We start from the raw sequence: 25041 nt of genomic DNA, 5'->3' as shown, positions 1-25041 counted from the left end.
GGAACCTCAGCGAATCGGTTGCAGCGGCGCGATCCGGACGCTATCGCCCGCAGAGATTTCAAGCGCATCGAGTTGCGCGGCATCGAGCGCGAAGCGGCCCGAATCGTCAACGCCGCCGCGCGCCAGCACGACGCGGAATTCCTGCAGCCGACGGTTGGATACCAGGCAGAGCGAACCCTCGACCTGTTCGCCCGCCACCGATTCGCACACCACGCTGTCACGCACGGCACGAATGGCTTCGAGCGCACATTCAACGGCCGGGCCAGCATCGAAAATATCGACGTAGCCCTGGTAGTTGAAACCCTCGGCTTCGAGCATGGCGCGCGCCGGGCGCGTCGAACTGTGCACCTCGCCGATCGCCTGGCGTGCGGCTTCGGACAGGAAGGCGGTGTAGACCGGATGCTGCGGCATCAGCTCCGCGATGAAGCTCTTGTTGCCAACGCCCGAGAGGTAGTCGGCGCGCGAGAAGTCCATGCGGAAGAAATGGCGACCCAGGCTATCCCAGAAGGGTGAGCGCCCCTGCTCGTCCGACACGCCACGCAGCTCGGCAATCACCTTGGCCGAGAACCGCTCGGGGAATTCCGCGAGGTACAACAGGCGGGCCTTCGAGAGCAGGCCACCATTGCCGCCATGGCGATGTTCCGGATGCAGGAAGAGCGAGCAGAGCTCGGTCGTACCGGTCAGATCGTTGGTCAGGAACAGCGTCTGCAGTTGCCGATACACGCCGATTTCGCGCGAGCAATACACCGCAGTGCCAACGCGATAGTTGTACCAGGGCTCATCCAAGCCGACCGCGGCCGCGATGCCGCTGGTGCCGACGAGATGGCCCGAAAGCACGTCCTCCAGCACGAAGAGGTAGTTGGCCTGGGCCTTTTCGAGCCGGCCGCTGAACGAGTCGACCGAGATCTCGATCCGGCGACCGAGGCGCTCCTCGTTCGGCTGCAGGGTGGTTACGCCGATGCCGGCGCCACGCGCGAGATCGATCAGCGCAGCGTGATCACCGTGGGCGATGGGACGAAGTCGCATGATGAGTTGTCTTGTCAGAGCGGCGCGAGCACGACGCTGCCGCCGGCGGTCACGTTGAGCGACTTCAGATCGGCCTCGGCCAGCCACACCTCGCCCCGCTCGGAGTCGAAGGCGGCGTCGGTGAGGATCGCGCGGAAGCCCGGAAGGTCGAGATTGGCGACCAGGTAACGGGTGCCATCGGCACCCGGCGGATGACCGACGACCGTGGCGCGCGCATGCGTGGCGACGGTACGGATCTCTTCGGTACGCGCCTGCACCACGGCGCCGGCGTCGAAGATGTCCACATAGCGTTCGGTTTCGAAGCCCTCGCGCAGCAGGATTTCGCACGGCAAACGCGAGAAGGGATGAATCTGCCCGATCGCTTCCTGCGCCTCGCGCGGCAGCAGCGGCACATAGATCGGGTGCTGCGGCAACAGCTCCGCGATGAACGAGCGACCCTTCACGCCACAGTAGAACTCGGCGAGCGGGTAGTCGATACCGAAGAAGTGACGCCCGACCGAATCCCAGAACGGCGCATGACCGTCATCGTCACACAGGCCAAGCATTTCAGACACGACATGGTCGGCGAAACGCTGGCGGTGCGCCGCAATGAACAGCATGCGCGCACGCGACAACAGATCCGGATAGTCGCCGTGCTTGTACGCCGGGTCCAGCACGAACGACGTCAGCAAGGTGGCGCCGGTGAGGTCGTGGCACAGCGTCAGCACATGCACCCGGTGATGCACGCCCAGTTCGCGACTGGCATGCGTCACCGTTTCGTTGCGGTAGTTGTAGAACGGCTCCGAGAAACCCGCCGACGCAACGATTGCCGCCGTGCCGACCACTTCGCGATCGTGCTCGCGTTCAAGCACGAAGAAGTAGCTCTCCTCGCCGCAGCCCGACACATCGGCCGCGAGCGACGCCTGCGACGAGGCGATCTTGTCGAACAGCTTGTCACGGCTGCGCGGCAGCGAAGTGACGCCCACCGGGCTTGCGCCAGCGATCCGTTCGACCGCAGGCAGGTCGGAGTACGCGGCAGGCCGCAGAACAAGTCGGTCCATTCAGGCCTCAGGCAGCGAAAGCTGCAGTTACCGCGCGCTCGAGGCGCGCGAGGCCCTCGTCGATTTCGGCATCGGAAATCACCAGCGATGGCGCCATGCGCACGATGTCCGGCCCTGCCATGAGGACCATCACACCCTCGCGCGTCGCGGCGGCCAGCACATCCTTGGCGCGACCGGCGTATTCCGGCTTCAGCTCCCAGCCGAACCACAGGCCACGGTAGCGCAGCTCGGCAAAGGCGCCGCTGCGTTCGCCGATCTCTTGCAGCCGCTTGGCAATGCGGTCTGCCTTGGCGCTCACACCGCTCAGCACTTCCGGCGTATCGACCAGTTCGAGCACCGCGTCGGCCACCGCGCAGGCGAGCGGGTTACCGCCGTAGGTGGTGCCATGCGTGCCGACCTGGAAGTGCTTGGCCCACTCGTCCTTGGTCAGCATCGCGCCGATCGGGAAGCCGCCGCCGATACCCTTGGCGGTGGTCAGGATGTCCGGCTCGATACCGTAGAGTTCGTAGGCGTAGAGCTTGCCGGTGCGGCCAACGCCGGACTGCACTTCGTCGAAGATCAGCAGTGCGTCGTTCTCGCGCGTCAGGTCGCGCAAGCCCTGCAGGAACTCCGGTGTGGCCGGGATGATGCCGCCCTCGCCGATGATCGGTTCGACGATCACCGCGCAAGTGTTCTTCGAGATGACCTTGCGCACCGCGTCGAGATCATTGAAGTCGACATGGATGATGCCAGCCGGGTTCGGCCCGAAGCCGGACGAATACTTCGCCTGCCCGCCACACGACACGGTGAAGAAGGTACGGCCGTGGAACGAGCCGTTGAAGGCGATGATGTCGATCTTGTCCGGTCCGAAACGATCAATAGCCACCTTGCGCGCGAGCTTCAGCGCCGCTTCGTTGGCCTCGGCGCCCGAGTTGGCGAAGAAGACGCGATCCGCAAAGGTACGGCGCACCAGGCGATCGCCCAGGCGCAGCGCGGGTTCGTTCGTGTAGACGTTGGACAGATGCCACAGCTTGCCGGCCTGTTCGGTCAGCGCTGCAACCAAGCGCGGATGGCAATGTCCCAAGCTGGTGACCGCAATGCCGCCGCCGAAATCGATGTAGTCACGCCCGTCCTGATCCCACACGCGGGAGCCTTCGCCACGCACCGGCAGGAAAGCCTGCGGGGCGTAGTTGGGCACCATGACGCGGTCGAAATCGGCGCGGGTGAATGCAGCGTTCATCATCTGTCCTTACTCTTCGATCGTGAGGGATTGTAGGAAGCGTCGCGAGTACCGCCTTACAAGAACGCGACAGCGTTTTCCTTGTGTGGGTGGCGCGGTCTCGCGCCAAACCCGGCTGTAGTGCGCTAGTCCTCGCCTCGCTCGGCGGCCCCTGTCTGGGCAGGATCCGTATCACCCTTGAGGCGATCCTCGCGCGGGGTCATCCCGAAACGGTTTCGGTAGGCACTGGAAAAGTGCGGGCCCGACGCAAAACCGCAGGCCAGACCGATCTGCACAATCGACTGGCGGGTGGATCGCAGCAACTGCCGTGCCCGCTGCAGGCGCAGCTCCAGGTAGTACTGCGAGGGCACGGCTTCGAGGTGTCGCTTGAACAGGCGTTCGAGCTGGCGGCGCGACACGCCGATGCGTTCTGCGATCTGGTCCGTCGTGAGCGGCTCTTCGAGATTGGCTTCCATCAGCGCAACCGTGCGGGCGACCTTCGGGTCCACCGCCGGGCCGGCTCCCGCGCCAAGCGGCACCGGCTGGCGCTCTTCGCTCGCGCGACCGCGCGGCAACATCCAGCGCGCGGCGAGTGCGTTGGCCACTTCGTTTCCGCTGCGTTCGGCGATCCAGGCAAGGATCGCGTCAGCCAGCGCGAGTCCGCCCGCGACACTCCACCACTTGCCGGTTCGCGCGAACAGGCGGTCGGTATAGCGGTGATCGGGGTTCATCGTGAGGTAGCGCTGCGCACCATGCCAGGGCAAGGCGAGCGTCAGCCCGGCCAGCAGGCCGTGGCGAGCCAACCCGTAGTGGGCGTTGCCGACGACCATCACTTCGCCGGCCCCGGTCAGGGCCTGCACCAGCGGTGCGCGAGCGCCGTCGCCACCGCGCGACACCGGTTCGCCGCCAAACACGATCAGCAGATCGCAGGCAGGCGCATCGGACAGGTTCAAGTCGCCGCGAACAAGGTCGCCGCCCTCGCGCGGCATGACCGCATCGGTCGCGCACAGCGTGAGCGTGGCGAGCGGCGCACCGCCGGCAGCGTCGCTGTCGGCCAGCAGGCTGCGAACCAGCGCAGGCTCGGCAAGCGGGTAACCCGGCAGGAGTAGGAGTCCGACACGCAGCATGGAATTCAGGATAGTCCGCCAGCAAAGCGGGAAGCCCGCGAGTTTAGTCGATTCAGCCTCAACTCCCCCTACTGTTCCGTACGGCTACGTGCTCGATCGCCCAGGTTACAGCCAGCCGCCCATGACCTCCCCTTCAACTGCAGCCCCGTCGGCGCGCATGACTGCGGTGCGGGCAAAGCGCACTTCGAACGCAGTGCCGCCGCCCGCCCGGTTGTAGGCGCGGATGCTGCCGCGATGGGCATGCATGATCTCGCGGCAGATCGACAGGCCAAGCCCGGTGCCGCCGGCACCGGTGCGGGTCTTGCTGCTCTGCACGAACTTGTCGAATACCGCGTCGAGTTCTGCTTCAGGGATGCCAACCCCTTCGTCTTCGACCAGGATCTCGACGGCCGGGACATCCTCGCCCCCCCGCGCGAGCAGCGCGTCGCGCAGCGTCACATGCACGCGCTGACCAATCGGTGTGAACTTGATCGCGTTGGAAAGCAGGTTGCGCAAGACCTGGGATACGCGCAAGGCATCGGACGCGGCGCGTGTGTCCTCCGTCAGCACGTCGATCTCGACTGTCAGCTGCCGCGCGTGCGCCAGCGGTTCCAGATCATGCGCCACCTCGCGTGCGACACCGGCGAGGTCCACCACGGCCCAGTCGAGCACCATGCGCCCCGCCTCGAGCTTGGAAAGGTCGAGCAGGTCGTTGATCAACATCATCAACCGATCCGCCGATACGCACACGCGCTCGAAGTAGGCCGCCAGCTTCTCGGGCGTTGCGCTATGCGCGCGATCGCGCCCCAGCCGCGCGAAGGACAGAATCGCATGCATCGGCGTGCGCAGCTCGTGCGACATGTTGGCGAGGAACTCCGACTTTGCGGCGTTGGCTGCTTCTGCGCTGCGCTTGGCCGCCAGCAGATCGGCCGTTTGCTCAGCAACGAGATCCTGCAAGTGATCGCGGTGACGCAGGAGCTCCTGCTCCTGCCGCCGGCGCTCGGTGATATCGAGATAGAAGGTGACGAAACCGCCGGACGGCAAGGGCGTGCCCGAGATTTCGAGCACCGTGCCATCCGGGCGCACGCGCTCGAACCGGTGCGCTCTCATCATGCGCGTCAATTCAAGCCGCTCGCTGACCTGCGTATCCACATCGCCCGGACCGTACTCGCCACGCTCCGCGTTGAAACGGAAGATCGTTTCGAGCGAAGGCATGGCCTGCGCGAACATCTCGGCCGGGAAACCGAGCAGTCGCTTGAACAGTTCGTTGCAGGCGACAAGTTCAAGGTTGGAATCAATCAGCGATACGCCGCCGGGGACGTTTTCAATGATCGCCTTGAGCATCGCCTCACGATCACGCAGCGCATTCTGTGCGCGCCGCTCCTCGTCGATATCCTGCAGCACGCCGCGCAGCCGCACCGAGCCATCGGCATCGGAGACCGGTTCGCCACGCGCCCGGACCCAGCGGCTGCGGCCGTCGGCCGCGTTGAGGATCACTTCAAGCTCCCACGGTTGGCCGTCGGCAATCGCGTGCTCGATCGCCGCTGCGATCTGTGGTCGCGCCGATTCGACGTACATGTTGAGCAACTCAGGCATCGTCACGGTGGCGCCTTGCGGCAGACCGAAGATTTCGTAGCAGACATCCGAGAGCCTCACTGCGCCAGATCGCAGATCGACCTCCCAGCTGCCGATTCGCGCGATTCGGCCCGCCGCCGCCATGAGGGCATTGGCCTCGCGCAGCGCGGCTTCGGTTTGCCGGCGCTGCGTAAGATCAAGTGCCACACCAAGCCAACCGGTGATCTGCCCGCCCCGTTCGCGCAGCGCAGTCACCGCCAGCAGCACCGGCACATGCCCCCCGTCGCGCCGGACGAAGGTCCACTCGAACTCGTTGGGCAGACCGCGTCGCGACAGCGCAACGAAGGTCTCGAACCCCGCCTCGACGGGCTCGCCCAGTTGCTCGGTCAGCTGAGCGGCGCGCGCGACGACTTCCTCCGTCAAGTGCCACAGCGCCGGTGTTTGCTGCCCGACGACTTCATCCGCCCGGTAGCCGAGCATCTTCTCGGCGGTCGGGTTGAAGCGGGTGACCAGTCCATCGGCATCGGTCGCCATGATCGCCGAGCCGGCACTGTCGAGAATCGCGCTCTGCAGGGTGGTGGTTGCGCGGAGCGCCTCTTCGGCCTGCTTCTGACGCGTGATGTCGAAGCGCACGGCAATGTAGCGGCGCGGCTTGCCGCTCGGGTCCAGCTGCGGCGTGATGGTGGCATCCACCCAGTAGAACGAGCCGTCCTTGGCGCGGTTGCGGATCGTGCCGTGCCAGACCCGGCCGGATGAAACCGTGGCCCAGAGCGCAGCGAAGAATTCGGGCGGGTGGTAGCCGGAATTGATCAGGCGGTGGTTGGCACCAATCAACTCTTCGCGCGTGTAGCCGCTGATCTGGCAGAAGCGCTCGTTCACCGATTCGATCACACCCGCCGCATCGGTAATCGCCACGATCGCGGACTGGTCGAGCGCAAACTGCCGGAACGCCAGCTCGGCCGACACCCGCGACTGTTCAGCCAGGCTTTGCTCCATCGAATGATTGGCGCTTGCGAGCGCCCGGTTCTTGTCGCCCATGCGCAGCATCAGCCGGGTCAACAAGGCCAGCAGCAGCACGATCAGCGCGCCGGCCGCGATGACGATTTCGCTCGTTCCACCAAGGATTGCGGCGCCGTAGCCACGCGGCGCCTGAACCTCGAGCCGCCATTCACCGCCGGCAAAGCGGATGGGCGCATACGCGCGCGCGGCAATGCGCTCGGCCGGTAACTGGAGCCCCACGCTGGCAACCGGCTGCGCGCCTTCCTGAAGCACCAGGCCAAGTTGCTCGCGGGCGTGGTCCGGAAACAGGAAGGGGGCAAACGCCTCGACGCGGAAGACCATCACGAGGGTGCCATCGTGTTTGCCCCGGCGCTGCACCGGCACGAACACCAGGAACCCTCGCCCGCCCTGCGCAAGCTCGAATACCGGCGTCGCCACGGCCTTGCCGGTTTCATGGGCGCGCGCCAGCCGCTCGCGGCGGACACCGCTACGGTTGAGGTTCTGGCCGAGGACCTTTTCGTTGCCAGCGAGCGGCTCGATCCAGCGAATCGCGCCGCTTTCGTCGGCCCACTCTACGGCGGCTGTACCAGGCAGGTCATCGACATAGGCGCGGGCATCGCGGCGCCAGAGCGCCTCCGGCGTACCGTCGCCGGCCTCCCAACGCAGCCCCATGCGGGCGAGCGAGCGAATCCGGTCGTTCATCACCGTTTCGCCGGCACGCGCGAGCGACTCCGCCTCGGCTTCGAGTGATCGCTGCGTCAGCAGGGCTTGCTGTTGGGCGAAGGAAAACCACACGAACGCCAGCAGCAGTGCGCCCAGCGTCCCGACCCCCCAAGGCAGCACGCGGCGCACCGCAGCGCTCATGCATCGTCTCCGTACATTCCCGCAAAAACGCGGGCGATGCCTCAGTTACGGCTGGCGAGCAGGATTGCTTGAGCGCTGCGCTGCGCTGCGCCGCGTCAGGCCGCATCGGCTTGCCGGGCGGGCGCCGCCGCGGCAAAGGCTTCCAGCGTGGCGCAGTGGGCGTCGATCCGTTGCAGCGTCGGATAGGGCGAAAGATCGATGTCAAAGCGGCGTGCGTTGAAGACTTGCGGCACGAGGCAGCAGTCGGCGAATGTGGGCGTGTCGCCGTGGCAGAAACGGCCGGTCGCAGCGTCGCGGGCAAGCTGCCGTTCCAGCGCTTCGAAGCCAAGGCAAACCCAATGCTGATACCAAGCGTGCTTCTGCTCGTCGCTCAAACCGAGCTCGCCGCCGAGGTAACCGAGCACGCGCAGGTTGTTGAGCGGATGTATCTCGCACGCAATGCTCTGGGCGATCGCGCGCACCCGCGCACGGCCCACCGCATCGGCCGGCAAGAGCGCGGGCCTCGGGTGCGTTTCCTCAAGGTATTCCATGATCGCGAGCGACTGCGTAAGCAGTGCCCCCTCGTCTTCGAGCGCCGGCACCAGGCCCTGCGGATTTAACGCCCGATAGGCCGGCAGCTTCTGCTCGCCGCCGTTGCGCACGAGATGCACCGGCAGCTGCTCCGCCACGATGCCTTTCAGGTTCAGGGCAATACGGACGCGATAGGCGGCCGACGAACGAAAGTAGGTGTAGAGCTTCATGCGTCGGCCTCCATGGTTCAGACGCGGTAGCGCGCCACCGTCTCCTGCATCGAACGTGCGATCGTATCCAGGTTGCGTGCGGTATCGGCACTGCCCGCGGCCGCCGCGGCGCTCTCGTCAGCCATCTGGGCAACCCGCTCGACCGACTGCGCGATGCTGGTGCTGGCCGTGCTCTGCTCGCGAATCGCGCTCGAGATTTCCTGCACCATTGCCACCGCCTGGCCGCTCGACGTACCGATTTGTTCGATCGCAGCGCTGGCAACACGCGCCCGCTCGACACTCGCCGCAACCGTATCGACCGCCCCCGCCATCGAACCGGCGGCCTCGCGCGCACCCTCGCGCATCGCATCAACCGTGCGTGTGATCTCCTGCGTCGATTGCGCCGTGCGCTCAGCGAGCTTTCTCACCTCGTCGGCCACCACCGCGAATCCGCGCCCCTGCTCGCCCGCGCGGGCGGCCTCGATCGCCGCGTTGAGTGCCAGCAAGTTGGTCTGGTCGGCCACTTCCTTGATCACGAGCACGATCTTCGTGATGTCGTGGCTCTGGCTCTCCAGCGTGTTGATGCGCGTGGCGGCCTCATCGACCTTGCGGGCAATCTCGTCGATGTCACCCACCGTCTGCGCGATGATCTGCACCCCATCGGCCGCAAGCCGGCCCGATTCAGCCGAATGCGCGCTCGCATCCCCTGCGCGTTCGCCAACGTGGTTGATGCTGACGGTGAGTTCTTCTACCGCGGCAGCCATGCTCGCAGCAGATTCGCTCTCCGCCGCAGCGGCGGTAGCCACCTGGTCGGAGGTGATTGCCATCTCGCTCGCCGAACTCGCAACCGCCGACGCCGATTGGCTGATCGAAGCGAGGCTCGACTGCAGCTTCTCTAGCAGACGATTCACCGCCACCGCGGTGCGCCCCACCTCGTCTTGGCCAGCGCCCGGAACACGCAGCGTAAAGTCGAGATCGCGGTCGATCTGCGTCACGGTGTGCTCGACGCCGGACAAGGCGCGGCCGATCCGGCGAACCAGCGCCGCACCCAGCAGCGCCACGATGATGCTGCAACCGATCGCAAGCCCCCACGCAATCGCGAGCCCGGTCTTCTGCATCGAGGCAGCAGCGGTACGCCCGTCAGCCGCGAGCTTGGTGTTGTAGTCGACATGCTTGGCGAGCGCCGCCACGAGCTTGTTGCCCGCGTCGCGGGCCGACGTGAGCGCAAGATTCGTCGCAGCCGCAGCATCGCCCTTGTTCGACACGGCAACGACCTCTTTCACCGCGGTCGCATACCCGGCGAAAGCTTCTGCATCGGCCGCCAGCAACTGCTTGTCGGTCGCGTCGGAGATCAGCTTTTCGTAGGCCTTGAGCTGTTTGTCGACCTCGGCAAGTGACTGGTCAACGAGCTTGCCCATTTCGTCGCGCTTCTGCTGATCAGGCGCGATGATGTGCTGCAAGGTCCGCAAACGCAGCCGCAGGGTCGCGTTGGTGGCCTCCTGCAACACCGAATAGCTTGGCAGGATGTTGTCGTTCACATCGTCGAGCGCTGCACTCAGCTGCGACGCCACCCGCACCCCGTTCAGGCCCACCACCAGCAAGGCCAGCACGGCCACGCCGACCATCAACCACAACCTGCCCGCAATCGTCAGTTTCATGACTCCCCCGATTCATTACTGGACACCGCTACAAGGCATGCACGGCACGCGCCATCCGACGCGGCCCTCAGGGGTGTCATAGCACGCAAGGGAGAGGACTTCACGGGCAGACCGCACGGAGTTTGATCTGCCGGTGCGGCCTTCCGGTTCAACTGTCGTAAGGGGATACGATCTGATCAATGGCGCCGAAGATCGACAGCCCGTCGGCACCGAACATTTCGATCGTGACGCGCTCGCCGTAGCCGAGATAAGGCGTGACCGGCTTGCCCTCCGCCAGGGTCTCGAGCATCCGGCGTTCGACGATGCAGGCCGAACCGCGCGAGCGATCGACGTTCGAGATGGTGCCGCTGCCGATGATCGAACCGGCTTCCAGCTCGCGGGTCCGGGCGACATGCGCGATCAGCTGCGGGAAGCCGAACACCATGTCGATGCCGCACTCCGGCCGGCCGAAGTGCTCGCCGCGAACGGTGACCTCCAGCGGGCGATGCACCCGCGCGCCATCCCAGGCTTCGCCCAGTTCGTCCGGGGTCACCGCCACCGGCGAGAAGGCTGTCGCCGGCTTGCTCTGGAAGAAGCCGAAGCCCTTCGCGAGTTCGGCCGGAATCAGGTTACGCAGCGTCACGTCGTTCACCAGCATCAGCAGCCGGATCGCGCCGGCGCACTGCTCGGGCGTGGCGCCCATCGCCACGTCGCCGGTGATCACCGCGACCTCGCCTTCAAGATCAACGCCCCAGGCGGTGTCGCGCACCGCAATCGGGTCGCGCGGGCCGATGAAACTATCGGAGCCGCCCTGGTACATCAGCGGGTCGCTCCAGAACTCGGGCGGCATCTCTGCGCCGCGCGCCTTGCGCACGAGCTCCACGTGGTTCACGTAAGCCGAACCGTCCGCCCACTGGTAGGCACGCGGCAAGGGTGAATGGCAGGCGGCGGCGTCGAAGGGCTGGGCGTGGCGTGCATGGCCGTTGTTGAGCGCCAGCGACAGCTCGGCGAGCTGGGGTGCGCAGCGATCCCAGTCGTCCAGTGCTGCCTGCAGCGTGCGGGCGATCTCCGGCACCGGCTGGCAGCGCGTCAGGTCGCGGGAAACGACGACCAGCGTACCGTCGCGGCCGCCGGTCTTGAGGGTGGCGAGTTTCATGTTGCCTCGGTGTGTTCGCGGCCCTCAGGCCTTGGGTTTCCAGGAATCGGCGTATTCATGCAGTTCAACCGCCCGCGCCGGCTCGTTCACTTCGAGCGGGAAGCGGGTGTCGATCATCACCGCGACCTCGTCCGTCTCCTTGCGTTCGGCCTTCAGTCCGGCGGCAAAGGCTTTCGGATGCGGCCCGTGGGTGAAGCCGCAAGGGTGCAGCGTCGTCATGCCGGGGCGGATGTTGTCGCGCGAAAAGAAGCTGCCGCGGTGGTAGAGGATGAACTCGTCGTAGTCGTCGTTCGAGTGATAGAACGGCACCTTCAGCGCACCGGGGTCGGATTCGATCGGCCGCGGCACGAAGGTGCAGACGACGAAGTTGCGCGCCACGAAGGTGGTGTGCGCCGAGGGCGGCAGGTGATAGCGGTGGCTCATCAGCGGCCGGATGTCGCGCCAGTTCACCCGGCAAGCCGCCAGATCGCCATGCCAGCCCACCGCGTCGAGCGGGTTGAACGGATAGTGGATCGTCGTGAGCTTGCCCTGGTGCTTGACCTGCACCGCCCAGGGGCGGCTGCCGGCCTCGCCATCGCGTTGCGCGGCAAAGGCCTCGTCGAGCCTGGGCGTATCGAGCGCAGTCGCGTCAAAGATCGCATGCGGGCCGACGAGGCCCTTTTCCGGCAGCTGGTAGCTGCTGCCACTCGCCTCCACCAGCATCACCCGCGTCGGCTGGCGGGGTTCGAGCCGCCACATGGCGCCGCGCGGCAGCACGATGTAATCGCCGTCGCGGTAGTCCAGATGCCCCCAGTCGCAGAACAGTGCCCCTTCACCTTCATGGATGAAGAGCAGTTCGTCACCGTCGGCATTGCGGGCGAGTGCTGGCATCGGCGCATCGAGCAGCCACCAGCGGATGCGCGCATCGGCGTTGGAAAGCAGTGGATAGGCCTGGAACGGGCTGGCGGCACGTACTTCGAGTCGATTCAGGTCGAAGGCGTGTGGCCGCAGCGGGCCGTCGAATTCGGTCCAGCCGGTTGGTGCGTGCTTGTGGTGGAAGTGGCAGGCCGGGCCGAAGAAGCCCTCCTTGCCCATCTCGCGCTCGAAGGTGCCTTCCGGCAGGTCGCAGTGCGCCTGACGGGAGAATTCACCCTCGGCTTTCGGGTAGCTGATCCAGCGTTTCATGCTGCGGATCTCCGGTTGAGGTCGTCGTGGCGTACGGATGGCACCAGCGCATCGCCCGCCACGGTGACGGATGGATCAATCGTCGGCAAGCCCTGCAGTCGCGCGTAGAGCGGCGCAAAGTCCTGCGCCGTCTCGCGAAAGAGCTGCTGGTAGCTGTCGATCACGAAATAGGTGTCCTGGAAGCGGTCGATGCGGTACTCAGTCTGCATCACCCGCATCAGGTCGAAGCGCACCCGGTGCGGCGCGGGCGAATCGATGCAGTGCAGGATCTCGCCGCCGGAAGACAGAATGCCCGCCCCGTAGGTGCGCAGGCCCTGCGGGGTGTCGATGAGGCCGAACTCCACCGTGTACCAGTACAGCCGCGCGAGATAGCCCAGGCCGCCCAGCGCCGCTGCCTTCATGCCACCGCGCCCGTATTCCTGCAGGTAATCGGCGAACACCGGGTTCATCAGCAGCGGCACATGGCCGAAGAAATCGTGGAATACGTCGGGCTCGACGATGTAGTCGAATTCTTCGGGCTTGCGCAGCCACACCGTTACCGGGAAGCGGCGGTTGGCCAGATGGGTGAAGAACACATCGTCCGGGATCAGGCCCGGCACGCCGACGATCTGCCAGCCGGTGGCGCGACCGAGAATGGCGTTGGCCACCTCAAAACGCGGGATGCCATCGGTGAGCAGTTCATTCACATGCTCGATGAACTCGTCGCAGGCGTAGCCCGGCAGCTTGCGGCTCTGCCGCTCGACGAGGCGGCGGTAGAGTGCATGTTCCTCGGGCGTGTAGGCCGCCCAGTCCTGATCAACGGTGTAGTCCGCGCGCATCTGCGAGTAATCGCCGCGCAGCGGGTTTTCGGGTTTCAGCATTGCGAACCCTCCTGACGGATGAGGCGGGCCGCGGCCCGCGTGGCGCTCGTCGCACCCTCATATGTACTGAGAGTGACCGCTGCGCCGCGCGTTCCGCGGGGTCGGTAACTCAGGCGGCAGCCGGGTCGCTCAGCACGCCACGGCGGATCTGGTCGAGCTCGATCGAGTCGAACAGCGCCTTGAAGTTGCCCTCGCCAAAGCCCTCGTTACCCTTGCGCTGGATGATCTCGAAGAAGATCGGCCCGATCACCGTCTCGGTGAAGATCTGCAGCAGGTAGCCCTGCCCTTCGCTCGGCGCCCCGTCGATCAGGATGCGGTTGGCGCGCAGCCGCGCGACATCCTCCGCATGGCCTTTCACCCGCGTATCCACCGCGTCGTAGTAGGTGTCCGGCGTGTCGAGGAACTTGATGCCGTTGGCCCGCATACCCTCGACAGTGGCGATGATGTCGTCGGTGCCCAGCGCGATGTGCTGGATGCCTTCGCCGTTGTAGGCATGCAGGAATTCCTCGATCTGGCTCTTGTCGTCCGAGGATTCGTTGATCGGGATGCGGATCTGCCCGCAGGGGCTGGTCATCGCCTGGCTCTTCAGGCCGGTGAGCTTGCCTTCGATGTCGAAGTAGCGGATCTCGCGAAAGTTGAACAGCTTCTCGTAGTAGCTGGACCACACCTTCATGCGGCCGCGGTGCACGTTGTGCGTCAGATGGTCGATGTAGGTCAGGCCGTAGCCCTTGTGCTCCACGTCGTCGCAGAGCGGCACGAAATCGACGTCGTAGATCGAGGGGCCGCCGTAGCGATCCACCAGATACACCGGGCAACCGCCGATGCCCTTGATCGCCGGAATCTGCAGCTCCATGAGTCCGTACTGCTGGGCATGGGGTTCGGCGCCGAGTGACAGCGCACGTTCGTAGGCGGCCTTGGCGTCACGGACACGAAATGCCATCGCACAGGCGCTAGGGCCATGTACACGGGCGAAGGATTGCGCGAAACTGTCTTTTTCCGCGTTGACGATGAAGTTGATCTCGCCTTGGCGGTAAAGTGTCACGTCTTTGGAGCGGTGGCGCGCAACAGCCTTGAAACCGAGCTGTTGAAATAAGGCACCCAGCAGCTTCGGGTCGGGTGCGGTGTATTCGACGAATTCGAATCCATCGGTGCCCATGGGGTTGTCCCATAGGGCGCGCGGTTCCGGCCGCGGCCGGACAAGGTTCAGCGGCATGATTGTGTCTCCTCTGTTGGGGGCCGCTCTGTCGGCAGCGCCTCGCAGAAAGAAGAATAGTCAAACGCGCCCGAATTTTCGTTGCGTTTATTGCTCAAACAATTAGAATTTGAGCAACTTTTGAATAGCCTTTTTGATATTCAAGCAACAACATGACAGACGCCGTCAAACTCGATCGCACCGACCGCCGGATCCTCGAAGTTCTGCAGCAGAACGGTCGCATCCCCAACGTTGAACTCGCGAAGAACGTTGCGCTCTCGCCCTCGCCCTGCCTGCGCCGCCTGCAGCGCCTGGAGGAAGACGGGGTGATCGATCACTACACCGCGATCCTCAACCCCACCAAGCTGGGTTTGACGCTGCTCGCCTTCGTTAACGTATCGCTCGACAAACGTGCTGGCGAAGGCACCGACAGCTTCAAGGCTGCGGTGCAGAGCTGGCCCGAAGTGACCGAGTGCTACGCGATGACCGGCGAAATGGACTACCTGCTGCGCGTGCTCGTCACCGACCTGCAGCACTTCTCGCGCTTCGTGATGGACAAGCTGCTGCGCCATCCCGGCGTGCTGGACGTCAAGTCCAGCTTCGCGCTCGAAGAGGTCAAGCGCACCACCGTACTGCCGGTCGAAGAACTGATCGTTTGATCAGGCCACCTCGCCTGGCATCGCCGCACGGCGGGGCGCAATGCCCCGCATCACGCCCCAGCCCGCCAGGTAGCCGATCGCGGCGGAGCCGCAAGCGATCAGCGCCAAGCCGGTGACAAACGACAAGCCGGCCCACCCCAGCGACATCCCCTGCCACATCGTCTGCAAGGCATCGAAGCTGAACGCCTCGAGCCGCGGCAGCAGTGCCGCGTCGAACGAGGGCACCAGCCAGGGCAAGACCTCAGCCCCCAGGCGATAGGCCGCGAGATAGATCGGCGGCGCCGTAAGCGGATTCGTCACCAGGGTCGCCACCGCAGCAGCCATCAGGTTGGCCCGCAGCAACGCAGCGGCGAGCGCCGCAAAGAAAATCTGCGCCACCGGCGACAGAATTCCGAAGAACAACCCTATCGCCACGCCCAGGCCGACGGTGTGCGGCGCCGGGCGCCACAGCCTTCGATCCAGCAAGCGGTTCGCGAAGGGGCGCAAAAGTCGGGAGCGCAAAACGCGCAGCGGCGAGAGGCGAAACCAGGCGGGCACGGTATGTCCAGGGCAATCAGCGTGTTCTTCTGATCCCTGCGCGGGGCGACAAGTTCCCGAACGACAAGCCGCGCAACAAAGCCGCTTCCGCACTGCAGCATCGAAAGTCCTTGCCTCACGGAACGGATTCACTACACTTCACGCAAACGTTTGCGCAAACGTTTGCTATTACATCTGCGCTGGCGGCGGCAGCTCGCATCCGCACAGGCAAAACACCGAAGGAGACCCAGATGAACACACGTCGCAGCACCCTGAAGTCGCTCGCCCTGATCGCCGTCGCCGTTGCGCTGCCGTTCGGCAGTGCGAGCGCCGCGGATGCCAAGCCGAAAGTCGCGCTGGTCATGAAGTCGCTCGCCAACGAGTTCTTCCAGACCATGCAGGACGGCGCCAAGGCGCACCAGAAACAGCACGCCGCGCAATACACGCTGATCGCCAACGGCATCAAGGACGAGACCGACACCGCGGCTCAGATCAAGATCATCCAGCAGATGATGGTCGAGAAGGTCGATGCGCTGGTGCTCGCCCCGGCTGACTCGAAGGCGCTGGTGCCAGTGGTCAAGGAAGCGATCGACAAGGGCATCATCGTCGTGAATATCGACAACAAGCTCGACGACGCGGCGCTGAAGGAAAAAGGCATCGTCGTACCGTTCGTCGGCCCCGATAACCGCGCTGGCGCCAAGCTGGTCGGTGATTACCTCGCCAAGCAGCTGAAGGCCGGCGACAAGGTCGGCATCCTCGAGGGCGTATCCACCACCACCAACGCGCAGCAGCGCACCGCCGGCTTCCAGGACGCAATGAAGGCCGTTGGCGCCAACGTGGTCGGCGTGCAGTCGGGCCAGTGGGAAATGGACAAGGGCAACATGGTCGCCAGCGCGATGCTGCGTGAACACCCGGATCTGACCGCCCTGCTCTGCGGCAACGACAACATGGCGCTCGGCGCCGTGGCGGCCGTGAAAACCGCGGGCAAAGCCGGCAAGGTGAAGGTGGTCGGTTACGACAATATCTCCGCGATCAAGCCGATGCTGGCCGACGGCCGCGTGCTCGCCACTGCCGACCAGTTCGCCGCGCAGCAAGCGGTATTCGGCATCGAAACCGCGCTCAAGGCGATTGCCGCCAAGACGCCGCAGAAGGATCTGCCCGGCACCGTGCAAACGCCGGTCAAGCTGATCACCAAGTAAATCCAGGCCATGCGGCGCGCCTCGTGCGCGCCGCATGCAGGACGCACGATGATGCCCCCTACCCCACCCCTGTTGCACGGCACCGGACTCGGCAAGCGTTACGCAACGCCGGTGCTCAGCGATGTGAGCTTCACCCTCCATGCCGGCGAAGTGCTGGCGCTGACCGGCGAGAACGGCGCCGGCAAGAGCACGCTCAGCAAGATCATTGCCGGCCTGATTCCGCCCAGCGAAGGGCAGCTGGAACTCGCGGGCCAGGCCTACCGCCCGCAATCGCGACGCGACGCCGAAAGCCAGGGCGTACGCATGGTGCTGCAAGAACTCGGGCTGGTGCCCACGCTCACGGTTGCCGAGAACCTACTGCTCGACCATCTGCCGCGCCGTGCCGGTTTCATCCGCCGCGATGCGCTCAACCAGCAGGCCGCCGCACAGATGGCGGCGATCGGGCTGTCCGAGATCGACCCGCGCACGCCGGTTGGCGAACTGGGGGTCGGCCATCAGCAGATGGTGGAGATCGCCCGCAGCCTCGTCGGCGATTGCCGCATCCTGATACTCGACGAACCCACCGCAACGCTCACCAGCCGCGAGATCGAACATCTCTTTCGCCAGATCGCACTGCTCAAGGCGCGCGGCGTCGGCATCATCTACATCTCGCACCGGCTCGACGAAGTACAGCAGATCGCAGACCGCGTGATGGTGCTGCGCGACGGCAAGCATATCGACACCCAGCCGATGGCCGGCATGACGCAGGACGACATCGTGCGCCGCATGGTCGGCCGCGATGTGCGTGAAGAACTTGATCGCGCGCGCCGCCCTGCCGGCAGCATTGCGCTCGAAGTGCGCGGCCTCTCGCGCGGCAAGTTCGTCAAGGATGTGAGCTTCGACGTCGCTCACGGCGAAGTGCTCGGCATCGCCGGCCTGGTCGGCGCCGGGCGTACCGAACTACTGCGCCTGATCTATGGCGCAGACCGCGCCGACGCAGGCGAGATCCGCCTCAACGGCGAAGCAAAACCGCGCCCGGTGCGATCGCCCATGGAAGCGGTGCGCCACGGCATCGGCCTCGTCACCGAAGACCGCAAGGCACAGGGCCTGATGCTGCCACTGCCGATCCGCGTGAACGCCACGCTCGCGCGCATCGCAGATGTTGCGCATCGCGGCTGGCTCGACCGCGCCCGCGAACGCAGCACCGTCGAGCAACTTCGCGAAACCCTGGGCGTGCGCTGCAATTCGATTGAACAAGCCGTCGGTGAACTCTCCGGCGGCAATCAGCAGAAAGTGGTGTTTGCGCGCTGGCTGCATCGCGACAGCGACGTGCTGCTGCTCGACGAACCGACGCGCGGCGTCGACATCGGCGCACGCGCCGACATCTACGCGCAGATGGATCGGCTCGCCGCCGCTGGCAAGGCGCTGGTGATGGTGTCGAGCGATCTGCGCGAACTGATGTCGGTGTGCGACCGCATCGCCGTGATGAGTGCCGGCCGCCTCGTGCGCGTATTCGAACGCGGCGAGTGGTCGCAGCACGCACTGCTCGAAGCCGCCTTCAGCGGTTACAGCGCCGGCCATGCCAGCGCAACGACCGAAACCCCTACGGCCGCCGAACATGTCTACTGAGATGCCTGAGAAAACCATGTCCAACCCTGCATCCACGCCCGCCCTGTCGCTGCGCGGCAGCCTCGGCAACTACCTCGGCCTGGTCGTCGCACTGGTGCTGATGGTCGCGCTGTTTGGCTCGCTATCCGAGTACTTCTTCTCGGTCAGCACCTTCATCACGATCGCCAACGACATCCCTGCGATTGCCGTCACCGCTGTCGGCATGACTTTCGTGTTGATCATCGCCGGCATCGACCTGTCGGTCGGCTCGGTGATGGCGCTCGCCAGCGCCACCGCCGGCCTGGTGATGCTGCAATGGCACTGGGGCCTGTTCCCGGCGGTGCTGGTCGCCATGTTTACGGGGCTGGTCGCCGGCATGGCCAACGGCCTCATCTCGGTCGGCTGGCGCCTACCTTCCTTCATCGTCACGCTCGGCATGCTGGAAGTGGCGCGCGGCTCGGCCTACATCGCGACGAATTCGCGCACGCAGTACATCGGTAGCGCGATCGACTGGCTCAGCGCACCGCTGTTCGGTGGCGTGTCGCCGGCCTTCATCATTGCGGTGCTGATCGTGATCGCCGCGCAGATCGTGCTCACCCGCACGGTGTTTGGCCGCTACATGATCGGTATCGGCACCAACGAAGAAGCGATGCGCCTTGCAGGGGTGGATCCCCGCCCGGTGAAGATCGCGGTGTTCGCGATTGTCGGCACGCTCGCCGGCCTGGCCGGCATGTTCCAGGCCTCGCGCCTTGAAGCCGCCGACCCCAACGCCGGCATCGGCGCCGAGCTGGTGGTGATCGCCTCGGTCGTGATCGGCGGCACCAGCCTGATGGGCGGGCGCGGTTCGGTCATCGCCACCTTCTTCGGCGTGCTGATCATCTCGGTGCTCGAAGCCGGCCTCGCACAGGTCGGCGCCAGCGAGCCCACAAAGCGGATCATCACCGGCTGCGTCATCATCGCGGCCGTGGTGCTCGACATGGTGCGCGAACGACGCAACCGCCGCAGCGCCTGACAAACAGGGTCTAGGGGAATGGCAACGATCAAGGATGTCGCGCAGCGTGCCGGTGTGTCGGTCACCACGGTATCGCACGTGCTCAACGCCACACGCTTCGTCAGCGAGGATGCGCGCGAGCGCGTCGAAGCGGCGGTGCGCGAGCTGGCCTACGTGCCCAGCGCCGTGGCACGCAGCCTCAAGCACAACGCCACCCGCACGCTCGGCATGCTGATCCCCAACAACTCGAACCCCTACTTCGCCGAGATCATCCGTGGCGTCGAAGACTGCTGCTTCCAGGCCGGCTACAACCTGATCCTGTGTAACTCCGACGACCAGCCCGAGAAGCAGGCGAGCTACGTGCGGGTGCTGGCTGAAAAGCGCATCGACGGCCTCGTGCTGGTTTCCTCCGGTGTCGCGCCCAGCCTCGCTGCACAATTGCAGGCGCTGGCCCTGCCGGTTGTGCTCGTGGACCGCGAAGTGCCGGGGCTGGACTGCGATCTGGTCGAAGTCGACCACACCGCCGGCGGAGAGATCGCCACCCGCCACCTGCTCGAACTCGGTCACCCGCAGGTCGTCTGCATCAGCGGCCCCGCCGGCCTCACGCCCAGCTCGCAACGGCGCGCCGGCTGGAAGCGCGCCCTCGCTGCAGCCGGTGTCGCACGCCGCGAGGGCGACCTGGTGCGCGGCGACTTCACCAGTCGCAGCGGCTATCTTGCGATGCAAGGCCTGATCGCACGCAAGACCCGGCCAAGCGCGGTGTTCGTGTGCAATGACGTGATGGCCATCGGCGCGCTGTGTGCAATCCACGAAGCCGGCCTGCGTGTCCCGGAAGACATCTCGGTCGTCGGCTTTGACGACATCGAACTCGCCGCTTACACCTTCCCGCCGCTGACCACCGTCGCGCAGCCCAAGCAAGCCATCGGCACCGGTACGGCGAAGCTGCTGCTCGAACGCATCGCGGGCGAGACCGGCGCACCGCGGCGCCTGATCCTTCAGCCGGAGTTGCGCGTGCGCAAGAGCACCACGCGATATCGGCCCAGTACCTGAAAGCCAAGCCATGCCCAGCTATCCGCAGCACAGCCCGAACCGCCCGATTCTCGTCATCGGCAGCCTCAACATGGATCTGGTGATGCGCACCCCGCGCGTGCCGCAGGGTGGCGAAACCCTGTTTGGCCACGACTTCGCGACGCTGCCGGGCGGCAAGGGCGCCAACCAGGCGCTGGCCTGCGCGCGTTTGGGCGGGCATGTCGCGATGGTGGGGCGAATCGGCGACGACAACTTCGGCCAGGTTCTGAAGAGCGGGCTCGCCCGTGATGGCGTACATGTCAGCCAGGTCACCGTGACGGGCGGCGTGACCAGCGGCGTAGCAATGATCCTGGTCGAAGACATCGGCCAGAACCGTATCCTGATTTCGGCCGGCGCCAATGGCCAGGTCACGGCAGGGGACATCGACAGCGTGGCTGCGCAGATCGAACAGGCGGCGATGCTGGTCGTACAACTCGAAGTGCCGCTACCCGCGGTGCTTGCCGCAATCAAGCACGCCCACGCGGCCGGCGTGCCCGTGCTGCTGAACCCCGCCCCCGCCGCCACCTTGCCCGACACGCTGTGGCCCATGGTCGACCTGCTCGTGCCCAACGAAAGTGAAGCCACTCTGCTCAGCGGCGTCGACGTGAAGGACACCGCCAGCGCCGCCGAAGCGGCCGCGGTGCTGCGCGCACGCGGCGTTGGCACGGTGCTCATCACGCTCGGCGCGCAAGGCGTTCTGATCTGCGATGCGCAAGGCGTGCGGCACCTGCCGGCTCAGAAGGTCAAAGCGGTCGACACCACCGCAGCCGGCGACACCTTCGTCGGCGGCCTCGCTGTCGGCCTCACCGAAGGCATGAGCCTCGACGACGCCACGGCGCTCGGCCAGGCCGCGAGTGCCATCTGCGTCACGCGAATCGGCGCGCAGCCCTCGATCCCGTGGCGATCCGAACTGACACCGACTGAAAGGGCCCGCTCATGAAACGCACCACGCTGCTGCACGCCGAATTGTCGGAAGTGATTGCACGACTTGGCCACGGCGACATGCTGGTGATTGGCGACGCCGGACTGCCGATTCCCGACGGCCCGCGCCGCATCGACCTGGCGGTGAGCGCGAACCTGCCGCCTTTCATCGACGTGCTCAAGGCCGTGCTGAGCGAAATGCAGGTCGAATCGGCCGTGCTGGCCGACGAGATCGTCGCGCGCAACCCCGCCGTCAATGCGGCAACGTTGCAGTTGCTTGGCAGCACACCGGTGGCGCGCATGTCGCATGAAGACTTCAAGGCGCTCAGCGCACGCGCCCGCGCAATCGTCCGGACCGGCGAGTTCTCGCCCTACGCCAATGTGATCCTGCGCGCAGGCGTGGTGTTCTGACACACCACCGCTGTTGAGGGCCGGCCGGATCGGCGATGATGCAGCCTTCCAGCATCACCGCGGACCCGACCCTTGACGCGCCTGCTCCTGCATCGCCGCATCGCTGATCTGCCTGCCACCGAGTGGGACGCACTCGCCGGCTCGCAGCCCTTCCTGCGCCACGCCTTTCTCGATGCATTCGAGGCCACCGGCTGCGTTGGCGAGGGCACCGGTTGGCAGCCGATGCACGCCGCACTGCGCGACGACGCGGGCGTGCTGCTCGCCGCGATGCCGCTGTATGTGAAGACGCACTCCTACGGCGAATTCGTGTTCGACTGGGCCTGGGCCGAAGCCTCGGAGCGCGCCGGCATCCGCTACTACCCGAAGGCGCTCGGCGCGATTCCGTTCTCGCCGGTACCTGGCCTGCGCATCCTCGCGCGCGACAATGCGCACCGGGCAACGCTGCTCGCGGCGGCGATCGACGCATGCCGCGACGCCGGGCTCAGCTCCCTGCATGTGCTGTTCGCCGACGAGGCCACCGTCGCCGCCGGTGACGCGCTCGGCATGCACCGCCGCTATGCGGTGCAGTTCCACTGGCACAGCGCGGGCGAGCGGAACTTTGACGATTTCCTCGCCCGCATGTCACACGACAAGCGCAAGAAGATCCGGCAGGAGCGGCGCAAGGTCAGCGATGCCGGTGTCAGCCTGCGCTGGCTTGAAGGGCACGACATCGGCGAGGCCGACTGGGCCTTCTTCGTGCGCTGCTACGAAACCACCTACGCGCTGCACCGATCGACGCCCTACCTCACGCTCGACTTCTTCCAGCAACTCGGCGCACGCCTGCCGGAAGCCTGCGTGCTGGTGATCGCCGAGCGGGCCGGCAACCCGATCGCCGCCAGCCTCATGCTGCGCGACGACGAAGCGCTCTACGGCCGCTATTGGGGCGCGCTCGAATACATACCCTGCCTGCACTTCGAAGCCTGCTACCACCAGGGCATCGAATACGCCATCGCCCGCGGGCTCAAACGCTTCGAGGGCGGCGCGCAAGGTGAGCACAAGCTTGCCCGCGGCATGGACCCGGTGCAGACCACGTCAGTGCACTGGCTGGCCGATCCGCGGCTGGACGCCGCGGTCGGCCGATACCTCGCGCGCGAGCGCGAGGGCATCTCGCAGTATGTCGATGAGCTGGCCGAGCACCGACCGTTTCGCGACTGACGACCGACGCAATCGCTAAACGCGGAAGTTGCCGACGATCTGCCTCAGCTCGCCGGCCATGACCTCGAGCTGGGTGATGACGGCCGACGTCCGCTGGATCTCGGCATCGCCCTCCAATGCGGTGGCCGACATGCGCTCGGCGGTCTGCGCCATCGCCTCGGTCGCGCGCGATTGCTCGGTCGTGGCGTCGCGGATCTCGGCAATCGAGTCAACGACGCCCTTCATGGCCTCGCGAATCGAATCGATTTGCGCCAGCACGGTGGCGACTTGGCCGACACCGGTCTGCACCGCGGCGTGGGTTTCGCCCACGCGCAGCATGGCGTTCGCCGCATTCGTCCGCATGCCACCGACCATCTGGTCGATCTCGACCGTGGCCTTTCCGGTTCGCTCGGCGAGCTTGCGAACTTCGTCAGCGACGACTGCGAAGCCGCGCCCTTGCTCGCCGGCACGCGCGGCCTCGATCGCTGCGTTGAGGGCCAGCAGGTTGGTCTGATCGGCGATTTCCTTGATCACGTTGGCGACCGATCCGATCTGCGCCGAACGCGCTTCGAGATCCTTCATCGCCTCGCTCAGCACATCCATGGACTTCGAGATCGTGTCGATTTCACTGGCCACCGAGCTGACCGCCGCTGCGTTGGTGCTCGACATCTGCCCCGCCTGTTCGGCCGAGTGGGCGACGTCCTGCGCGTGGCTCGCGGTGTGCGCGATGCTGACGGTGATCTCCTCGATGGTTGCCGCCGTCTGCGTCGTCAGGTCGGCGGAGTGGCGTGATCCGGAGGACAGCTGCTGCGTCATTGCGCCAAGTTGCTCGACACTGGCGCCGAGCAGATCCGTCTGCTCACGCACACGCTGGAACATGCTGCGGAGCTGTTCCATGAAGAGGTTGAAGCTGCCCGCGATGGCGCCGATCTCGTCGCCACTATCGACATGCAGCCGTTGCGTGAGATCGCCGCTGCCCGAGGCCAGACCCCGCATCGCGTCACGCAGGCGCGCCAGCGGGCGGGTCAGCGAATTGGCGATCCAGAGCACAAGCATCAACGCGAGGGCCAGCACAACGACGTCGGCAATCGCAAGCAGCGTCAGGCCACGATTGATCGGCGCGTAGATTTCGGCCTCCGGAATTTCGACGACCACGAACCAGTCGGCGATCGGGAGGTAGCTCGACACCATGATCGAGGGTCCGTTCGGGCCGCTGACATGGACGAGATTGAAGTTGTTCTTCACGAGCAGCTTTTCGGCGTCGGTCGCAAGCCCGGGCAAGCTGTTCAGCTTGACCTTGTCATTGACCTTCACGAGTTCGGGATTGCGGTGGATCTGGATCTGGCCATGCGCGTCGACCACAAACACCTGGCCGCTCTTGCCGACGGCAAGCTTGCGCACCCGATCAGCCATCGCGGTTACGTCCAGACCAAGGCTCACGCTGGCGCGATGGCCCGCGCTATCGGCGGCCAGCACGTTGGTGAACATCAAAACGTTGGGGCTGCTCGCTTCCACGCCCAGGTTGAATTCGGCCGCCTTGCCGCTGGACATGAAGGCCTTGAACCAGCTGTCGGCACCGTCGGGGTCGATCTGGCGTGAGAGGCCCTTGGCGGAGTCATAGTAGTTGCGCGTTGCTTCCGACACCCAGGACACCGTGACCGCGCCGGTCGCATCCTTCACCTTGGCAGCAAAACGCTGCCAGGCGGCGACGCCTTCGGCTGGCTCGCCTGCGGCCATCCAGTCAAGCATGAAGGTGTTTGCCGCGAGCACGCGGGTCTGCTCGAGCGGTACCGAAACCGAGCGATCAAGATCGTTGCGGATCGCCTCGACCGTTCGCACAAGCTCATATTCTTCCAGGCGTTCTGTCAGTGCCGCCTTGAAGAGACGGGCCGAAAGCAGGCTCGTGATCAGCATTGAAACGAGCAGCGTCAGCACGACACTGACGAGGATCTTCTGTCGCACAGACCAGTTCTTCATTAC

The 25041-nt window shown here is 65.6% G+C and carries 21 protein-coding genes; 8 read left to right on the top strand and 13 right to left on the bottom strand.

The genetic code is table 11. The features are described from left to right. Nucleotides 1–6: 6 nt before the first annotated feature. The 11 genes from astA to hppD all read right to left on the bottom strand — a co-directional run bounded on the left by astA (nt 7) and on the right by hppD (nt 14557). The gene (astA, locus tag HH302_RS03265; RefSeq protein WP_172198142.1) at nt 7–1026 is read right to left on the bottom strand and encodes an arginine N-succinyltransferase; all 1020 of its coding nucleotides are present in this window, start codon (nt 1024–1026) and stop codon (nt 7–9) included. Between the two features lie 14 nt (nt 1027–1040). After that, a complete protein-coding gene (locus HH302_RS03260) occupies nt 1041–2066 on the bottom strand; it encodes an arginine N-succinyltransferase (protein WP_172198140.1) in 1026 nt (341 codons plus the stop codon). A 7-nt stretch (nt 2067–2073) separates the two neighbouring features. Next, on the bottom strand, nt 2074–3288 hold the full coding sequence (locus HH302_RS03255; protein WP_305847213.1) for an aspartate aminotransferase family protein: 1215 nt from the start codon (nt 3286–3288) through the stop codon (nt 2074–2076). A 122-nt stretch (nt 3289–3410) separates the two neighbouring features. Further along, the gene (locus HH302_RS03250; RefSeq protein ID WP_172198138.1) at nt 3411–4391 is read right to left on the bottom strand and encodes a GlxA family transcriptional regulator; all 981 of its coding nucleotides are present in this window, start codon (nt 4389–4391) and stop codon (nt 3411–3413) included. A 105-nt stretch (nt 4392–4496) separates the two neighbouring features. Continuing rightward, nucleotides 4497–7808 carry a PAS domain S-box protein gene (locus tag HH302_RS03245; protein WP_172198136.1) on the bottom strand — a complete coding sequence of 1104 codons (3312 nt, stop codon included), beginning with the start codon at nt 7806–7808 and terminating at the stop codon, nt 4497–4499. A 95-nt stretch (nt 7809–7903) separates the two neighbouring features. Next, entirely contained in the window at nt 7904–8548 is a 645-nt protein-coding gene (maiA, locus tag HH302_RS03240; protein WP_172198134.1) for a maleylacetoacetate isomerase, read from the bottom strand. 17 nt (nt 8549–8565) lie between these two features. Then, the gene (locus tag HH302_RS03235; RefSeq protein ID WP_172198132.1) at nt 8566–10185 is read right to left on the bottom strand and encodes a methyl-accepting chemotaxis protein; all 1620 of its coding nucleotides are present in this window, start codon (nt 10183–10185) and stop codon (nt 8566–8568) included. A gap of 148 nt (nt 10186–10333) precedes the next feature. Continuing rightward, entirely contained in the window at nt 10334–11320 is a 987-nt protein-coding gene (locus tag HH302_RS03230; protein WP_172198129.1) for a fumarylacetoacetate hydrolase family protein, read from the bottom strand. A 24-nt stretch (nt 11321–11344) separates the two neighbouring features. Continuing rightward, a complete protein-coding gene (locus tag HH302_RS03225; protein ID WP_172198126.1) occupies nt 11345–12484 on the bottom strand; it encodes a homogentisate 1,2-dioxygenase in 1140 nt (379 codons plus the stop codon). Beyond that, entirely contained in the window at nt 12481–13344 is an 864-nt protein-coding gene (phhA, locus tag HH302_RS03220) for a phenylalanine 4-monooxygenase (protein WP_172198123.1), read from the bottom strand. Before phhA ends, HH302_RS03225 begins: the two co-directional genes overlap by 4 nt. 109 nt (nt 13345–13453) lie before the next feature. After that, a complete protein-coding gene (gene hppD / locus HH302_RS03215; RefSeq protein WP_172198120.1) occupies nt 13454–14557 on the bottom strand; it encodes a 4-hydroxyphenylpyruvate dioxygenase in 1104 nt (367 codons plus the stop codon). Between the two features lie 152 nt (nt 14558–14709). On the opposite strand from hppD, the gene HH302_RS03210 reads away from it, so the two are divergent. Then, nucleotides 14710–15195: an Lrp/AsnC family transcriptional regulator gene (locus tag HH302_RS03210; RefSeq protein ID WP_172198117.1), complete on the top strand. Its 486-nt coding sequence runs from the start codon at nt 14710–14712 to the stop codon at nt 15193–15195. On the opposite strand, the gene HH302_RS03205 is transcribed toward HH302_RS03210, so the two are convergent. Further along, nucleotides 15196–15732 carry a DUF2062 domain-containing protein gene (locus tag HH302_RS03205; protein WP_172198115.1) on the bottom strand — a complete coding sequence of 179 codons (537 nt, stop codon included), beginning with the start codon at nt 15730–15732 and terminating at the stop codon, nt 15196–15198. A 230-nt stretch (nt 15733–15962) separates the two neighbouring features. Here HH302_RS03205 and HH302_RS03200 point away from each other — a divergent pair, with 230 nt between their 5' ends. From HH302_RS03200 to HH302_RS03170, 7 genes are all read left to right on the top strand, one after another. Then, entirely contained in the window at nt 15963–16910 is a 948-nt protein-coding gene (locus HH302_RS03200; RefSeq protein ID WP_172198113.1) for a sugar ABC transporter substrate-binding protein, read from the top strand. A gap of 48 nt (nt 16911–16958) precedes the next feature. Beyond that, a complete protein-coding gene (locus tag HH302_RS03195; RefSeq protein ID WP_172198111.1) occupies nt 16959–18518 on the top strand; it encodes a sugar ABC transporter ATP-binding protein in 1560 nt (519 codons plus the stop codon). A 16-nt stretch (nt 18519–18534) separates the two neighbouring features. After that, nucleotides 18535–19509: an ABC transporter permease gene (locus HH302_RS03190; protein WP_172198109.1), complete on the top strand. Its 975-nt coding sequence runs from the start codon at nt 18535–18537 to the stop codon at nt 19507–19509. Nucleotides 19510–19527: 18 nt separating this feature from the next. Then, nucleotides 19528–20538 (top strand): LacI family DNA-binding transcriptional regulator, encoded by a 1011-nt coding sequence (locus HH302_RS03185; RefSeq protein WP_172198107.1) that lies wholly within the window; start codon nt 19528–19530, stop codon nt 20536–20538. A gap of 10 nt (nt 20539–20548) precedes the next feature. Further along, on the top strand, nt 20549–21496 hold the full coding sequence (gene rbsK, locus HH302_RS03180; protein WP_172198105.1) for a ribokinase: 948 nt from the start codon (nt 20549–20551) through the stop codon (nt 21494–21496). After that, nucleotides 21493–21888 (top strand): D-ribose pyranase, encoded by a 396-nt coding sequence (gene rbsD / locus HH302_RS03175; protein WP_172198103.1) that lies wholly within the window; start codon nt 21493–21495, stop codon nt 21886–21888. Before rbsK ends, rbsD begins: the two co-directional genes overlap by 4 nt. 72 nt (nt 21889–21960) lie before the next feature. Continuing rightward, on the top strand, nt 21961–23082 hold the full coding sequence (locus HH302_RS03170; RefSeq protein WP_172198101.1) for a GNAT family N-acetyltransferase: 1122 nt from the start codon (nt 21961–21963) through the stop codon (nt 23080–23082). Nucleotides 23083–23097: 15 nt separating this feature from the next. Here HH302_RS03170 and HH302_RS03165 read toward each other — a convergent pair whose 3' ends face one another. Then, a complete protein-coding gene (locus HH302_RS03165; RefSeq protein WP_172198099.1) occupies nt 23098–25038 on the bottom strand; it encodes a methyl-accepting chemotaxis protein in 1941 nt (646 codons plus the stop codon). Nucleotides 25039–25041: the final 3 nt, after the last annotated feature.

The organism is Niveibacterium sp. COAC-50 (assembly GCF_013184235.1).
Taxonomy (GTDB): Bacteria; Pseudomonadota; Gammaproteobacteria; order Burkholderiales; family Rhodocyclaceae; genus Niveibacterium; species Niveibacterium microcysteis.
The sequence above is the reverse complement of the archived record's forward strand: the minus strand, read 5'-3'. Positions and strand labels throughout refer to the sequence as shown.

What these genes read in the sequence shown, in the direction of transcription:
- astA (WP_172198142.1), bottom strand. Translation starts at nt 1,026, where the DNA reads ATGCGACTTCGTCCCATCGCCCACGGTGATCACGCTGCGCTGATCGAT.
- HH302_RS03260 (WP_172198140.1), bottom strand. Translation starts at nt 2,066, where the DNA reads ATGGACCGACTTGTTCTGCGGCCTGCCGCGTACTCCGACCTGCCTGCG.
- HH302_RS03255 (WP_305847213.1), bottom strand. Translation starts at nt 3,288, where the DNA reads ATGATGAACGCTGCATTCACCCGCGCCGATTTCGACCGCGTCATGGTG.
- HH302_RS03250 (WP_172198138.1), bottom strand. Translation starts at nt 4,391, where the DNA reads ATGCTGCGTGTCGGACTCCTACTCCTGCCGGGTTACCCGCTTGCCGAG.
- HH302_RS03245 (WP_172198136.1), bottom strand. Translation starts at nt 7,808, where the DNA reads ATGAGCGCTGCGGTGCGCCGCGTGCTGCCTTGGGGGGTCGGGACGCTG.
- maiA (WP_172198134.1), bottom strand. Translation starts at nt 8,548, where the DNA reads ATGAAGCTCTACACCTACTTTCGTTCGTCGGCCGCCTATCGCGTCCGT.
- HH302_RS03235 (WP_172198132.1), bottom strand. Translation starts at nt 10,185, where the DNA reads ATGAAACTGACGATTGCGGGCAGGTTGTGGTTGATGGTCGGCGTGGCC.
- HH302_RS03230 (WP_172198129.1), bottom strand. Translation starts at nt 11,320, where the DNA reads ATGAAACTCGCCACCCTCAAGACCGGCGGCCGCGACGGTACGCTGGTC.
- HH302_RS03225 (WP_172198126.1), bottom strand. Translation starts at nt 12,484, where the DNA reads ATGAAACGCTGGATCAGCTACCCGAAAGCCGAGGGTGAATTCTCCCGT.
- phhA (WP_172198123.1), bottom strand. Translation starts at nt 13,344, where the DNA reads ATGCTGAAACCCGAAAACCCGCTGCGCGGCGATTACTCGCAGATGCGC.
- hppD (WP_172198120.1), bottom strand. Translation starts at nt 14,557, where the DNA reads ATGCCGCTGAACCTTGTCCGGCCGCGGCCGGAACCGCGCGCCCTATGG.
- HH302_RS03210 (WP_172198117.1), top strand. Translation starts at nt 14,710, where the DNA reads ATGACAGACGCCGTCAAACTCGATCGCACCGACCGCCGGATCCTCGAA.
- HH302_RS03200 (WP_172198113.1), top strand. Translation starts at nt 15,963, where the DNA reads ATGAACACACGTCGCAGCACCCTGAAGTCGCTCGCCCTGATCGCCGTC.
- HH302_RS03195 (WP_172198111.1), top strand. Translation starts at nt 16,959, where the DNA reads ATGATGCCCCCTACCCCACCCCTGTTGCACGGCACCGGACTCGGCAAG.
- HH302_RS03190 (WP_172198109.1), top strand. Translation starts at nt 18,535, where the DNA reads ATGTCCAACCCTGCATCCACGCCCGCCCTGTCGCTGCGCGGCAGCCTC.
- HH302_RS03185 (WP_172198107.1), top strand. Translation starts at nt 19,528, where the DNA reads ATGGCAACGATCAAGGATGTCGCGCAGCGTGCCGGTGTGTCGGTCACC.
- rbsK (WP_172198105.1), top strand. Translation starts at nt 20,549, where the DNA reads ATGCCCAGCTATCCGCAGCACAGCCCGAACCGCCCGATTCTCGTCATC.
- rbsD (WP_172198103.1), top strand. Translation starts at nt 21,493, where the DNA reads ATGAAACGCACCACGCTGCTGCACGCCGAATTGTCGGAAGTGATTGCA.
- HH302_RS03165 (WP_172198099.1), bottom strand. Translation starts at nt 25,038, where the DNA reads ATGAAGAACTGGTCTGTGCGACAGAAGATCCTCGTCAGTGTCGTGCTG.